This is a genomic window from Sorangium sp. So ce131 (genome assembly GCF_051519095.1).
Lineage (GTDB): Bacteria > Myxococcota_A > Polyangia > Polyangiales > Polyangiaceae > Sorangium.
On sequence record NZ_CP150455.1, the window covers coordinates 3,121,648 to 3,135,000 of the forward strand.

At 70.7% G+C, this 13,353-nt stretch carries 9 protein-coding genes; 4 read left to right on the plus strand and 5 right to left on the minus strand.

The window, feature by feature from the left end:
• Positions 1-8: 8 nt before the first annotated feature.
• On the minus strand, positions 9-1,031 hold the full coding sequence (locus WMF43_RS11550; protein ID WP_437679741.1) for an ABC transporter substrate-binding protein: 1,023 nt from the start codon (positions 1,029-1,031) through the stop codon (positions 9-11).
• Between the two features lie 557 nt (positions 1,032-1,588).
• Between WMF43_RS11550 and WMF43_RS11555 the strand changes: the two genes are divergently transcribed.
• Both WMF43_RS11555 and WMF43_RS11560 read left to right on the plus strand, forming a co-directional pair.
• A complete protein-coding gene (locus WMF43_RS11555; protein ID WP_437679743.1) occupies positions 1,589-4,390 on the plus strand; it encodes a hypothetical protein in 2,802 nt (933 codons plus the stop codon).
• 126 nt (positions 4,391-4,516) lie between these two features.
• Positions 4,517-6,343 carry a hypothetical protein gene (locus WMF43_RS11560; RefSeq protein ID WP_437679744.1) on the plus strand — a complete coding sequence of 609 codons (1,827 nt, stop codon included), beginning with the start codon at positions 4,517-4,519 and terminating at the stop codon, positions 6,341-6,343.
• A gap of 60 nt (positions 6,344-6,403) precedes the next feature.
• On the opposite strand, the gene WMF43_RS11565 is transcribed toward WMF43_RS11560, so the two are convergent.
• The 3 genes from WMF43_RS11565 to WMF43_RS11575 form a co-directional block, all read right to left on the minus strand.
• The gene (locus tag WMF43_RS11565; RefSeq protein WP_437679746.1) at positions 6,404-8,215 is read right to left on the minus strand and encodes a sialidase family protein; all 1,812 of its coding nucleotides are present in this window, start codon (positions 8,213-8,215) and stop codon (positions 6,404-6,406) included.
• A 469-nt stretch (positions 8,216-8,684) separates the two neighbouring features.
• On the minus strand, positions 8,685-9,251 hold the full coding sequence (locus WMF43_RS11570) for a hypothetical protein (protein ID WP_437679748.1): 567 nt from the start codon (positions 9,249-9,251) through the stop codon (positions 8,685-8,687).
• Between the two features lie 86 nt (positions 9,252-9,337).
• Positions 9,338-9,961 carry an RNA 2'-phosphotransferase gene (locus tag WMF43_RS11575; RefSeq protein ID WP_437679750.1) on the minus strand — a complete coding sequence of 208 codons (624 nt, stop codon included), beginning with the start codon at positions 9,959-9,961 and terminating at the stop codon, positions 9,338-9,340.
• Positions 9,962-10,179: 218 nt separating this feature from the next.
• On the opposite strand from WMF43_RS11575, the gene WMF43_RS11580 reads away from it, so the two are divergent.
• Positions 10,180-11,058 (plus strand): LysR family transcriptional regulator, encoded by an 879-nt coding sequence (locus WMF43_RS11580; RefSeq protein WP_437679752.1) that lies wholly within the window; start codon positions 10,180-10,182, stop codon positions 11,056-11,058.
• Between the two features lie 28 nt (positions 11,059-11,086).
• Here WMF43_RS11580 and WMF43_RS11585 read toward each other — a convergent pair whose 3' ends face one another.
• On the minus strand, positions 11,087-12,052 hold the full coding sequence (locus tag WMF43_RS11585) for a hypothetical protein (protein WP_437679754.1): 966 nt from the start codon (positions 12,050-12,052) through the stop codon (positions 11,087-11,089).
• 498 nt (positions 12,053-12,550) lie between these two features.
• Between WMF43_RS11585 and WMF43_RS11590 the strand changes: the two genes are divergently transcribed.
• A complete protein-coding gene (locus WMF43_RS11590; RefSeq protein WP_437679756.1) occupies positions 12,551-13,282 on the plus strand; it encodes a hypothetical protein in 732 nt (243 codons plus the stop codon).
• Positions 13,283-13,353: the final 71 nt, after the last annotated feature.

Genomic DNA, 13,353 nt, shown 5'->3' on the forward strand with positions numbered 1-13,353 from the left:
GTTCGTCATCAGGGGCTCACGGCGGGAGGCAGGAACGACGAGTCGAAGACCTCCTTGATGTCCGGGCGGCGGCCCAGCTGGCCGTCCTGGACGAGGAAATCGATGTGCTTCGTCACGAGCGGCATGAGCCACGTGGGGTCGTTGCCCGGCGCGAACCGCTGCCGGACCTCCTCCAGCGTGAAGAGCTCGTAGCCCTCGGTGCTGATGTCCTCGACCGGTATCTTGAGCGCCCGCGCGATGATCTCGTTGCCTTCCTTCGGGTGGGCCTTCCAGTAGTCCACCGCCTGGAACCAGGCCCGGAGGAAGGCGCGGACGTCGTCCGGCCGCTCCCGCACGACCGCGCCGCGGAAGAGCGTGAAGTCGGCGAACAGGCCGGGGGTCTCCTTGCTCGAGAAGAGCGCCTTGGCGCCGGCCTTCGCCACCTGGGTCACATAGGGCTCCCAGGTGTGGCCAGCCTGGACCGTGTCGTTCAAGAGGTGCGACGCGACGTCCGTCTCGTTCGTGTTGACCAGCGTCACGTCGTCGAGGGCGAGGCCGTGCCGCTCCAGCATCTCGCCGACCAGCATCTCGCCCATCGCCCCGGTCTTGGCGGCGATCTTCTTCCCCTTCAGATCCGCCACCGTCTCGATCCCCGGCCGCGCCATGATGACGTCGGCGCCCGCCGTCTGACCCGAGTAGAGGACGACCCGCACGTCGGGCTCCTTGGCGAGGACGCGCACGACGACGTCCATGGTCCACGGCAGGCCGTCGACCTTCCCCGCGGTGAAGTCGGAGATCATGCCGTAGAGATCCGTGTTGAACACGAGCTCGACGTCGACGCCCTGCTGGTCGAAGAACCCCTTCTCCTCGGCGATCGACAGCGGGAAGTATCCGACCCAGTAACCGTGGCTGAAGCGCAGCGGCCGGCGCTGCGCGCCTCCATCGTGATCGCCCGGCCGGTCGGGCTGGCAGGCCGAGGAGAGGACGACGAGCGCGGCGGCCGCGAGCAAGCGGATGAGCCTCCCGAGCCCCGATGGTCGATGAACGGTCATGAGTCCTTCGTGAGGTCGTGAGGCACGCCGCTCGCCCGCGGCGCCGCCCACGGGAGCTCGCCGCGCTCCGCGCCGCATGCTTCCTCCGGCGCGATGCTCACCTGACTGCGCACCACGCGGCCCTGTCAGCACCCTACCATGAACCGCGATCCCATCGCGAGCTGTACGTCCCGTGACCATCGCTATCTGCGGGCGATGTAATCAAACGTCGCAATCAAACGTCCAATCGCCGTCCACCAGGCGTCGAGTAGATGTCGAGGAGAGTCGACCCGTCTCGCGTCCATCAGAGTCGATCGGGGTCGAGCCGACGTCGTTTAGGCCTTGATGCCTACAGTGTGGTTGCGCGGGGTTGAAGGTGCCTCGATGAACGACGCCGCATCACGACGAAGCGCCGAGATGTGCGTGGTTCGTGAAGGCATGTTTCACGATTGCAATGCGGACATAGCGTGGGTTAGCCTGTACAGCCTACGTTCCTGCCTGCGCTTCGCCGCTCAGGCTCGTTCTCCCACCCAAGTCCTTCCCAGATCAACGGAGACCACCACTCCGGGAGGTGGCCTATGGCCCAGCCGTCCATCGCACGCCACGGTTTATCGCGCCTCGTCACAGCCTCTGCCCTGCTCGCGTGCCTCGCGGCGGGCAGGTCCGCCGAGGCGTCGTCGTTCACGCTCTTCGAGAGCGGCCATGTGCGCCCGCTCGCGTTCTCCTCCGACGGCAAGCTGCTCTTCGCCGTCAATACGCCGGACAACCACCTCGAGGTGTTCCGCGTCAAGAACAATGGCCTCGAGCGCCGCGCCTCCATCCCGGTCGGCCTCGAGCCGGTGGCCGTCGCGGTGCGCAACGACAACGAGGTCTGGGTCGTCAACCACCTGTCCGACAGCGTGAGCGTCGTCGAGCTGACCCAGGGGGCGCACACGGGCCGCGTCGTGCGGACCCTGCTCGTGGGCGACGAGCCGCGGGACATCGTCTTCGCCGGTCCGGGGCGGGACCGCGCCTTCATCACGACGGCCCACCGGGGCCAGAACGTCCCCTACGACCCCCAGCTCACCACGCCCGGCGTGGGCCGCGCGGACGTCTGGGTCTTCGACGCCGACAACCTCGGCGCGACGCTTGGCGGCACGCCGCTCACGATCGTCAAGCTGTTCAGCGACACCCCGCGCGCCCTCGCCGTGACCCCGGACGGCAGCAAGGTCTACGCGGCGGCCTTCCACTCCGGCAACCGCACCACGTCGATCCACGAGGCCCTGGTCCCGAACGGCGGGGAGGCGGCCGGGGGCTTGCCCGGGCCGGACACCAACGTCGAGGGGATCCCGCGCCCCGAGACGGCGATCATCCTCAAGCACAACGGCGTTCACTGGACCGACGAGCTGAACCGGAACTGGGACAGCAAGGTCCGGCTCTCGCTGCCCGACAAGGACGTGTTCGTCATCGACGCGAACGCGAGCCCGCCGGCGCAGCTCCCCGGCAGCGGCGGGTTCTACGCCGGCGTCGGCACGATCCTCTTCAACATGGTCGTGAACCCGGTGAGCGGGAAGGTGTACGTATCGAACACCGAGGCGGGCAACGACAAGCGCTTCGAAGGGCCCGGGATCTTCGCCGGCCACAGCCTCCGAGGCCACCTCCACGAGAGCAGGATCACCGTCCTCGACCCGTCCGGCGGCGTCGCCCCGCGGCACCTCAACAAACACATCGACTACGACGCCTGCTGCGCGCCGCTCCCGAACGCCGAGAACCAGAAGAGCCTCGCGATCCCTCAGCAGATGGCCGTGACGAGCGACGGCGGCACGCTCTACGTCGCGGCGATCGGGTCATCGAAGATCGGGGTCTACAGCACCGCCGCCCTCGAGAACGACACGTTCACGCCGAGCGCCGCCAACCATATCGTCGTGCCCGGCGGCGGCCCGACCGGGCTCGTGCTCGACGAGGGGAAGCAGCGCCTCTACACGCTGACGCGCTTCGACAACGCGATCTCGGTCATCAGCACGGTCACCAGGGCGGAGGTCGCCCACGTCCCGCTGCACAACCCCGAGCCGCCGAGCGTGATCGCCGGCCGCAGGTTCCTCTACGACGCGTCCTTCGCCTCGAGCCACGGGGACTCGTCGTGCGCGAGCTGCCACGTCTACGGCGATTTCGACAGCCTCGCCTGGGACCTCGGCAACCCGGACGCGCTGGTGGTGGACATCCCCGGGCCCTTCGAGGCCCACCCGCTGGACTTCGGCATCTCCGACACGCACCACCCGATGAAGGGGCCGATGACCACGCAGAGCCTGCGCGGGATGGCGAACCACGGGCCGATGCACTGGCGCGGCGACCGCACCGACGGCGACGCGAACGCGAGCGCGCACCCGGACAGCGGGACGTTCAACGAGGTCGCGGCGTTCAAGGAGTTCAATCCAGCGTTCGTGGACCTCCTCGGGAGGAGCGCGACCATCCCCGACGCCGACATGCAGGCGTTCGCGGACTTCATCCTCCAGGTGACCTACCCGCCCAACCCGATCCGGGCGCTGGACAACTCGCTCACCCCGGATCAGCAGGCCGGGCGCGATTTCTTCTTCAACAACAAGTCGGATTTCAGCGAGGAGGGCACCTGCGTCTCCTGCCACGTGCTCGATCCGCACGCGAACGAGGAGTTCGGCGTCGCCGCCCCCGGCTTCTTCGGCACGGACGGCCGGTACACGTTCGACCTCGAGACGGAGGCGTTCAAGACGCCCCATTTCCGCAACATGTACCAGAAGGTCGGCATGTTCGGGATGGCGGACAACGGCTTCTTCCTCGGCCCCGACGATCACCTGGGCGACCAGGTCCGCGGCTTCGGCTTCAACAACGAAGGGGGCGTCCCCACGATCGTCCGCTTCCTCAGCTCGGTCACCGGCGGCCTGGGCTTCGATCAACATCCGATGACCCCCGGCGGGTTCCCGCCCGGGCCGGCGGGCGAGGCGATGATGCGGCAGGTGGAGAGCTTCGTGCTCGCCTTCGACAGCAACCTGGCGCCGATCGTGGGTCAGCAGGTGACGCTCACCGCGTGGAACGGGCCCGTGGTCGGGCCGCGCATCGACCTCATGATCGCGCGCGCCGGCGAGGGCGAGTGCGATCTCGTGGCGAAGGGGCTGCGAGGCCACGACGCGGCGGGCTTCCTCTACGTCGGCGCGGGCCTGTTCGTGAGCAACCGGCTGGCCGAGGCGCCGATCTCCGACAGCGCCCTGCGGCAGCGGGTCGAGGACGAGGGCGACGAGCTCACCTTCACGTGCGCCCCGCCCGGCTCCGGGCAGCGCATCGGCCTCGATCGCGACGGCGACGGCCACCGCGACGGCGACGAGGAGGACGAGGGCAGCGATCCGGCGGACGCGTCGAGCACGCCGTGACGAACGCCGCGGCCCGCGCGGCGGCGTGAGAGGGCCCCCGTCGCCGCGCGGCGGCGGGGCGCGCGTCTCCGCCCCGGCCCGAGCCCGGCGCACCTGCCGGCGGGCGGAGCGGGTAGAGTGCCGCGCATGCGTGTTCCCGCATGGCTCGCCGGCCGGCCCGCCCGCGTCGCCCTCGCCGCGATCGCCTGGGCCATCGTGCTCGGGATGATCGTGTACGTCGTGCGCCCCGCGTTCGATCACCTCGATCGGTGGGGCGGCCACGACTGGGACATGGTGACGTCCTTTCGTTACCTCACCGTGAAGAGCCTGCGCGACTACGGCCAGTTCCCCGGCTGGAACCCGTACGCGTGCGGCGGCTACACCGCCTGGGGGTACGTCGAGAGCGACACCAACGTGGTCTCGCCGTGGCTGCCCGTGTACCTCCTCTCCGACCTCCGGCTCGCGCTCCGCGTCGAGGTGCTCGGCGCGGCCGTGATCTCCGCGCTGGGCGCGTGGTTCTTCGCGGGGCGCTTCACCCGGAGCCCGGCGGCGCGCGCGTTCGCGTGCGTCGTGTTCGTGGTCAACTCCCGCTGGGCGATGCAGGCCGCCACGGGCCACGCGATGCACCTCTATTATGCATGGACCCCGTGGGCGCTCGCGTTCTTCGATCGCGCGCTCGGCGACCCCGCGGCGGGCGCGCCGCGGCTGCGCTGGCAGGACGCCGCGTGCGCCGGGGCGTTCCTCGCGATGATGGTGTATTCCGGGGCGATCTACCCGCTGCCCCAGACGCTGGTCGCGCTCGGCCTCTACGCCGCCTTGCTCGCGGCGGCGCGGCGCGACCTCCGGCCGCTCGCCGCCGCGGCGCTCGCCGCCTCGGTCGGCCTCGGGCTCGCGGCGCCCAAGCTGCTCCCGATCGCGTCGGCGTTCGGGCGCCACCCGCGCCTCACCGAGTCGAAGGAGGCCATGGGCCTCGATCTCCTCCTCGACGTGCTCACGTCGCGCGCGCCCGTGCGCGTGCCGCAGTGGGGCTGGCACGAGTGGGGCATGTACATCGGCTGGCTGCCGCTGCTCGCGATCGCGGCGGCGGCGCTCCTCGTGCGCGGCGCGCGGGAGACGCCGCTCAAGTGCGCGGGGCTCGCCCTGGCCGCGCTCGGCCAGGGCGCGTTCCACCCCGCCGCGCCCTGGACCCTGCTCCACAAACTGCCGGTGTTCCAGTCGCAGCATGTCCCCTCGCGGTGGCTCTACCCGGCGGTGCTCGTGCTGGGCGTCGTCGCGGCGGCCGGGATCGGCCGCGCCCTCGAGCGCCTCGGGCGTTATCAGCCGCTTGGCGAGCTCTGCGCCCTCGGGCTCGTGGCGTGGATGGCCGCGGATATCGGCCGCGCGGCGCGCCCGCCGCTGGAGCGCGCCTTCTGGATGCAGCTCTCTCCCAAGCTCACGCCGCGAACGTCCGAGTTCCATCAGGAGGCCAAGGTGCCGCCCCACCTCCGTTATGTGCGCCCCGACTGGGCGCCTCCGTCGCTCCCCGGCATGATCGCCAACACCGGGATCCTCGAGTGCTGGTCGGTCGTGCCGATGTCGATCTTCGCCAAGGACGAGAGCGGCAAGGTCCCTGGGCAGGGCGCGCGGGGCCGGGGCGACCCGGATTACCGCGGCGAGGTCTACACGCTGAGCGGGGAGGGGGAGGCAAAGATCGTCTCGTGGTCGCCCAACGTGGTCGTGGTCGACGTCGAGGGCGGCAAGGCGGGAGATCTGCTGGTGCTCAACCAGAATTACGATCCCGGCTGGCAGGCGAACGGGAGGGGCGCGGAGAGCCACGCGGAAGCGCCGGCGATCCGGCTCGACGGCGGCGCCCAGACGGTCACGTTCCGGTACCGGCCTGCTTACCTGCCGCTCGGCGTGGCGATCTTCGCGGCGACGGCCGCCGCGCTCGCCGGCGCGGCGTGGCGCGGCCGCGCGGGCCAGCGCGGTGGATGAGCGGCGGATGAGCGGTGGAGGAGGGAGCGCGCGGACGCCGCGGCGGGGCGGCGCTCGCGCTCAGCGCGCCCGGAAGGCCTGGAAGAAGACGTCGGCCTGCGAGTGCGTTTCCCCCGAGATCGGGTCCGCGGGGTGGACGGGCTCGGTGATGGGGTTGCGCAGGTCGCCCCAGGCCGCGTAGACGTTGCTCCGCGCCGACGTGACGTCGAGGTACTCGCCGAGGTTGTAGCAGGGCGCGACCAGCCGATCGAAGTTCGTCGTCGGGTAGTGCTCGTCGAACGGCACGTCGAGCGGGATGTTCGTCGGAGAGAGGCGGAACGAGGTGTCCGTGACCCGCCGCCGGTCTTCGGCCCCGAAGGACTCGCCGGTGTCGAACGAGCTCGCCATGTCCACGTCGATGGATCCGTCGCGGTGCTGCGTGTAGTAGACGACGTGCACCTCGCTCGAGTCCCTGCCGATGGTGAGCGCGGGGAGGACGTGCTCGATGTCCTCCTCGGACGCGGCCGCGACGACGAGGGGCCGTGTCCACGTCTCGCCTCCGTCGAGCGAGCGGATGAGGAGGATGTTCGAGCCGGCGTCCCGTTCTCCTCGCATCTCGCTGGTGGAGGCCGACCACGCCAGATAGAGGACGCCGCCCCGCGCCGCGAACGTCGGCTGGGTGATCACACGGGAGGCATGGATGTACGTCGGCAGGCCGAACCGCCCTGTGCGGGGGGGACCGTCGGTGATGGACAGGCGCGTGCCCCCTGTGTCGCCGCAGTCGATGAGCTCGCCCGGCTGGACGGCGGGCAGGAGCGTCGGGTCCGGCGCGCCCGGGTTGATCTCCAGGAAACGAAAGGTCTCTCCCGCGTCGTCGGAGACCAGCACGCGGACGAAATCGGCGTCTGCGAAGCTCCAGTGGAGAAACGGCACGTAGAGCCGGCCGTCTGCCGGATCGACATAGGGGTTCGAGAACTGGAGCGCCTGCTGCGGGCGCGCGGGATCCGGGTCGGGCTCGGGGGCGAAGATGACGCTGGACGTCCACGTCTCGCCGCCGTCGGTGGAGCGCGCCAAGCGGAGCTCGATGCGCTCGGGCGCCTCGGGCGGCTGGTAGCTGCTCCACGTCACGTAGAGGTTGTCGCGGCGGCGGTCCGCGGGGTCGGGGCCCACCGCGAGCCAGGGCTTGTCGGCGCCCTGGTCCTGCGCCACGGGGACGGTCTCGCCCCAGGTCCTGCCGGCGTCGAGGGATCGGTTGAACTGGATGTTGGTCTGTCCCAGCGCGTCCGCGCCGAGCTGCACGAAGTTGAAGATCCCGCGGCGATCCACGCGCACGACCGGATCGCCGAAGGTGGAGACGCTGCCGGGCAGCGGTGGAAAGAAGCCGCTGACCCAGGTCCTGCCGCCGTCGTGCGAGCTCGAGAAGCCGCCGAAGAGCCAGCGTTCGGTCTCGAGGGTGTCGTCGGCCTGCACGACCTCGATGCCCGCGGAGCTGTTGTAGGCGACGACGATGTCCATCCCTCGCGCCGCGATGGAGGTCTCGCTCTGGGTGACGTTGAGGAACGGCCGTGTCGGCGGATCCGTGAAGAACACCTCGATGTCGTCGAGCGCGGGGTCGTTGACCTGAACGTTCCTCCCGAGCGGCTGGAGCCGCTGCGGTCGATCTGGCCAGGTGGGGGGCAGGAGCGTTCGTTCGGAGTCGCCGGCGCGCGCGCCGGCGGTCGCGGCGCGGTGAGGCGCGCTTCGTGACCAGAGCGCGTTGCCGCCCGGAGCGAGCGCGATCTTCCCGGCGCGATCAGCGATGTCGCTCTCCGATTCCGACCCACACGCCGAGAGCGCGGTCAGGCCGAGGAGCGGCGCCGCGTAAAGAATGCTCGCTTGTGAGGAACGCATCATGCCTCCTTGCGTCGGGCGCGCGCCGCCCCGCGGCTCGCGCTCATCGTTCATGTCGGAGCCGAAGCCCGAGCCACCGGCCCGCGGCCGGAGCCCGCGACGGATCGCCGGCGCCCCCCTTGGTGCCGTGGCGATCGCGCCAAATTCGATATTGAAGAAAAGCGCTGCTCTCTACCCTGCGCCGGGTGGTCTGGCAACCCACATACTGCGCGCGGGCGGGTTCCATGGCGGACGCTGGTGAAAGTACGGACGCTCGAGGGAAGTGAACGCCGATGCTGCGGGCCGCGGCGGCCAGGTCCGCCTGTCAGACGTCATGGCAGGGATCACGTCGAGGGAAGAGAGAGATTTAACGCAAAGGCGCAAAGGCGCGAAGGCGCAAAAATACAGAGAAAATTATCGTTTCGCCGCTGCGTCTCGGTGCGCTTGCACCAAGATGTCTCGGGATCGCTGGCCAGGCTTGTGACGCTCGGGGCTAGCCGGCGGGCCGCAGCCGGAACGCGCCGCACTCCGGGTGCTCGATGCGCCCGGCGAAGAGCGATCCGTCGAAGGCGAGGTCGCCGCTCATGCCAGTGCTGACGTAGTTGGGCGGGCGCTCGATCCAGGCGCCGGGCGAGAACCTTGCGGTCCGTGTCCTTGCGTCGTAGCGGCCGTGCATCAGGTATTTGCCGGAAGCACCCGAGTCGACATGGTGAAAGCCGAACACGGCCTTCACCCGGTCGCCCTGGACATTGAGGATCCTGAACGTCATCTCGGTCGTGCCCTGGGGGCAGTCGTAATCGCCGATCCAGGTCCGGGTCCGCTCGAACGGGCTGTCGCCGCGGGCCTCGTCCGGCACCCAGGCGTCCTCCGCGGGCGCCGCCGCCACCGCCGGGGGCGGGTCGCCGAGGACGATGTAGACGGTCTGCGCGGGCGCTGGCTCCGGCGCCTGGGGCTCTCCCAGGTAGGGCGCGGGGCCGCAGGCGGCGAGCATCAGGGCGGCCGAGGGCGCGCAGGCCAGGGCAGCGCGCCGGCGGAAGGCGGGGGCGTTCGCAGGTCCCATGCGCGCGAGCCTACCACGGCGCCGCGGCGCCCGTGCCGGCCCCGGCGCGCCGCTCGCCGGTGGTCGCGGCGGCGCGCTGGCCGCGCTCACGCTGCCCCGCGCGAGCCCTCGCCGAAGAGCAGCGCCCGGAGCGCGGCCTCGTCGCGCTTCGCCCGCGCCGCCACGGGCAGGAGCCCGATCAGGCACCCCACCGGCACCTCCCGCACGAGCACCACGCCGTTCGGGCTCCGGTACACGCGGAGGCCTCGCGCCCTGAGCCGCGCGGGGCTGATCTCGAGCATCACGTCGACGCTCGAGCGTTTGCCCACCGCGCTGCCCGGCGCGTCGGTGCAGTGGACGTGGGTGCGCGCCGCCGGCCGGATCCCCTCCCGCGCGATGCCCCGGACCGCGTCCACGCTGGTGCCGTGCCAGATCGGCGCGTCGCCGTGGACCTCCTCCCACGACGCCTCGAGGCCGGCGAGCGTCACCGGCATCCCCTCGCGCGAGTGCCCTTGCGAGGCGCGCACCCGGTCGCCCCGGATCTCGAGGCGGTTCTTCGTGTTGTTCTCCACCACCTCGTCGAGCAGCGCGCGCGAGATCCGGAGCGCCTTGAGCACGTCGTCGACGGCCACCCAGCCGGCGTCGTCCATGGCAATCCCCTGCGAAGGCGCCGCGTGGCGGAGCAGCCAGGAGATCTTCTTGCTCGTGTCGGTCAAACGGTCGCGGCCCATCGTCTCGCCTCGTTCCTTTCCATCCGGAGCCGCGGTCCACGCGGGCGGGCCCCGGGAGATCACCTCTCCGGCGCGGCGACCCCGCGGAGATCGCGGGCGTCGTCGCCGAGCGCCGGGAGCGCTGAAAGCACCGAATCACGGGAGAGCATAACCGCGCCACTATCACGCGGAAGCGGTATTTCTGGATAGGCTATCGCGTTTCGCGATAGCTTGCCGGCATGGTAAACCTCGACTGGCTCGGCGCCTTCGTGGTCTTCTCCGAGCACCTCAACTTCACGCGCGCGGCGCGGGCGCTCCACGTCTCGCAGCCGGCGCTCCACGGCCAGATCGGCAAGCTCGGCGAGGCGCTCGGCGTCACGCTGTACCAGCGGCGCGGGCAGCGGCTCGAGCTCACGCCCGACGGCAAGCGCGTCGCGGCGTTCGGGCGCGAGGTGGGCGAGCGGACGCGGTCGTTCCTCGACGTGCTCCGCCACGGCGAGAGCCGCGCGCCGGTGGTGCTCTGCGCGGGCGAGGGCTCGTACCTGTACCTGCTCGGCGAGGGGATCCGCGCCTTCGCCGCGCGCGCGGCCGCCCCGCTGCGCCTGCTCACGCGCGACCGCGAGGCGACGCTCGACGCGGTCGCCACGGGCGAGGCGCACCTCGGCGTCGCGCCGCTCGAGGGGACGCCGGACGGGATCGCCGCCGACCGCCTGACCGAGGTGGAGCAGATCCTGGTCGTGCCCGAGGCGCACCCGCTCGCCCGGAAGCGCCGGATCAAGCTCTGTGACCTCGAGGGGGCCCGGCTGGTGGTCCCCGGCCCCGGGCGGCCGCACCGGGCGATGCTCGCGCAGGCGTTGCTCTCGGCGGGGGTGCGGTGGGAGCCGGCGGTCGAGGCCAGCGGCTGGGAGCTGATGCTCCACTTCGTCCGGCTCGGCGTCGGCGTCGCGGTGGTCAACGCCTGCTGTCGCGTGCCGCGCGGCCTCGTCGCGCGCCCGCTGCCCGAGCTGCCGCGCCGGACCTTCTATGTCGTCCGGCGGCGCGACGGCGAGCTCCCGGGCGCGGCGACGGCGCTCCGCGAGGTGTTGCTCGCGCACGGCGCGGCGTGGCAGCGCAGGTGACGGCGCCCCTGCCGGCGCGCGCGGGGGCTCAGGCCGCCTTCTTGGACTTCGCCTTGCTCTGCGTGGCCTTCTTGCCGCCCAGGTCCTCCGGCCGGCTCACCAGCTTCGAGAAGTAGCTCGGCTCGCCGCTCGCCTTGGCCTGCTGGTACACGAAGGCGAGGTTCGACTCCTCGAACTTGGCGAAGAAGTCGTCCCACGAGATCTCCTCCAGGGTGTCTTCCCCGCTGAACCCCGGGAAGTCGATCCGGAGGACGCCGGGCTCGCCGTTCTTCTCGGTGCGGATCACCGTCGCGGGGCGGCCGCCGCGCGCCTCCACCCATTCGCGGATCTCGTCGTGATCGATGGTCATGTGGGAGGAGTGGTCCTCCGAGGCGTCCTGCCCCTGGGGCTGCTTCCCGCGGGCCTGCTTCGCGGCCCCCTTGGCCGGCGCCTCCTCGTCCTCGTCGAGGTCGATCTGGGCCTCGACCTCGACCTCCAGCTCGCCCTTGCCGCTCGCCTCGCCGCCCTTCTCGCGGGCTTGCTTGCCGCGAGGCTGCTTCTCGGCCTGGCCGGGCTCCTCCTCGTCGAGATCGATCGTGGGCTCGATCTCGACCTCCAGCTCGCCCTCGTCGCGGCTCGCCTTCGCGCGGCTCGACTTGCCGCCTCCGTTCTTCGCCTCGCCGGACTTCTTGGCCTCGCCCGACGTCGACTTGCCCTTCTGGACCATGTCGGCCGGACGGCTCACCAGCTTGTTGAAGTTGCTCGGCTTCCCGTCCGCGGTCTTCTCCTGGTACACGAGGGCGAGGTTCGACTCCTCGAACTTGGCGAAGAAGTCGTCCCACGAGATCTCCTCGAGGCTGCCTTCCCCGCTGTAGCCCGGAAAATCAATGCGGAGGATGCCGGGCTCGCCGTTCTTCTCGGTGCGGATCACCGTCGCCGGGCGGCCTCCGCGCGACTCTGCCCACTGCCGGATCTCGTCGTGATCGATGGTCGTCTTTGATGAATTGGCCGACATGGTCGCTTCTCCTGTGCTTGTGCGTCGAGGCCAAGACGAAACGGCAACGTGTGTGCCAGGGTGACGGCGCGGCGACTCGGCACACCGCGCGCCGAGCTCAGCCACGGTGTGCCTTGCGCGGCGGCGTGCAGGGTCGAGCGTGATGCTGTGACTCCGTCAAGCGTTCGCGAGCGGATCTCGTGCGCGGCTTGAACCCGTGCAACAGCCGTCTGAAGGTCAGAACGTGGAAGGGAGCTCTGCTGTAGTCGGGGACGAGCCCGATGAGACAAAGTGCCTCGCCTGCGGCGAGAACGCGAACGCTCGCAACACCAGGCTTGTTTTCCGTCCTTTTTGTAGTCCTCGTGCAGGTGTCGAGCGCGCGTGGCGGCTTGACCGGCTCATCCGTGGGGTTTTAGCTATTGGACCGGACGCTGGCGCGCGCGTGCGAGCGTGCGGGTATGCCTGGAGGGCAATGCCATGCGGTCAAAGAGGTTACCGGGGTCACCCTCGCCGAGGTACGTGCACCTGCGGCGTTGCGGGCGTGGGGGTATCGGCGCGGTCGCGCTGGCCGAGGCGGCCGGCGGCCCCCGCGCCATCGCGCTGGACGCGACCCACGTTTACTGGACCCACCTCGACACGGACGAGATCATGAAAGCGCCCATCGCAGGGGGCGCGGCGGTCACGATCGCCCACGGCTGCCCGTCGTACGGAATCGCGGTGAACGCGGCGAACGTCTACTGGACCTGCACCGATCCGGTCGGCGTCTTCAGCGCGCCCCTTGGCGGGGGAACCCCGACGCTGCTCTCCACGGGGCTGGAAGAGCCGCTGGGGATCGCGCTGGATGCCACGAGCATCTATGTGGGCGACAGCTACGCGGTAAGGAAGCTCCCGATCGGAGGAGGAGAGGCGGAGTGGCTCGCCCTCGGGACCGGCGCCCGCCGGGTCCAGGTCGACGCGACCCACGTCTACTGGACCAACGCAGACGCGAGCTCCGTCCGGAAGGTGCCCATCGCGGGGGGCGACGACGTGGTCCTCGCCTCCGGGTACTTCGAGTCGCACGAGGTCGTGCTCGACGCGACCCACGTGTACTGGGCCAACCTGGGCGACGCCCCCGAGATCAGGAGGGTGCCTGTCGACGGCGGCGAGCCGGTCGTGGTGATCGCGGGCGTCGCGCCGCGCGACCTGGCGGTCGACGGCACGAGCATCTACTGGACCGATGAGAGCGGCTTCGTGATGAAGCTGGCCAAGTAGCGCGCTGCTCCGGCGTCGCGCGGGTGCTACCTAGGATCGTGCGCCGCGCCGCGCGTGGCCGAGGCTGACGA

What these genes read in the sequence shown, in the direction of transcription:
- WMF43_RS11550 (WP_437679741.1), bottom strand. Translation starts at nt 1,031, where the DNA reads ATGACCGTTCATCGACCATCGGGGCTCGGGAGGCTCATCCGCTTGCTC.
- WMF43_RS11555 (WP_437679743.1), top strand. Translation starts at nt 1,589, where the DNA reads ATGGCCCAGCCGTCCATCGCACGCCACGGTTTATCGCGCCTCGTCACA.
- WMF43_RS11560 (WP_437679744.1), top strand. Translation starts at nt 4,517, where the DNA reads ATGCGTGTTCCCGCATGGCTCGCCGGCCGGCCCGCCCGCGTCGCCCTC.
- WMF43_RS11565 (WP_437679746.1), bottom strand. Translation starts at nt 8,215, where the DNA reads ATGATGCGTTCCTCACAAGCGAGCATTCTTTACGCGGCGCCGCTCCTC.
- WMF43_RS11570 (WP_437679748.1), bottom strand. Translation starts at nt 9,251, where the DNA reads ATGGGACCTGCGAACGCCCCCGCCTTCCGCCGGCGCGCTGCCCTGGCC.
- WMF43_RS11575 (WP_437679750.1), bottom strand. Translation starts at nt 9,961, where the DNA reads ATGGGCCGCGACCGTTTGACCGACACGAGCAAGAAGATCTCCTGGCTG.
- WMF43_RS11580 (WP_437679752.1), top strand. Translation starts at nt 10,180, where the DNA reads ATGGTAAACCTCGACTGGCTCGGCGCCTTCGTGGTCTTCTCCGAGCAC.
- WMF43_RS11585 (WP_437679754.1), bottom strand. Translation starts at nt 12,052, where the DNA reads ATGTCGGCCAATTCATCAAAGACGACCATCGATCACGACGAGATCCGG.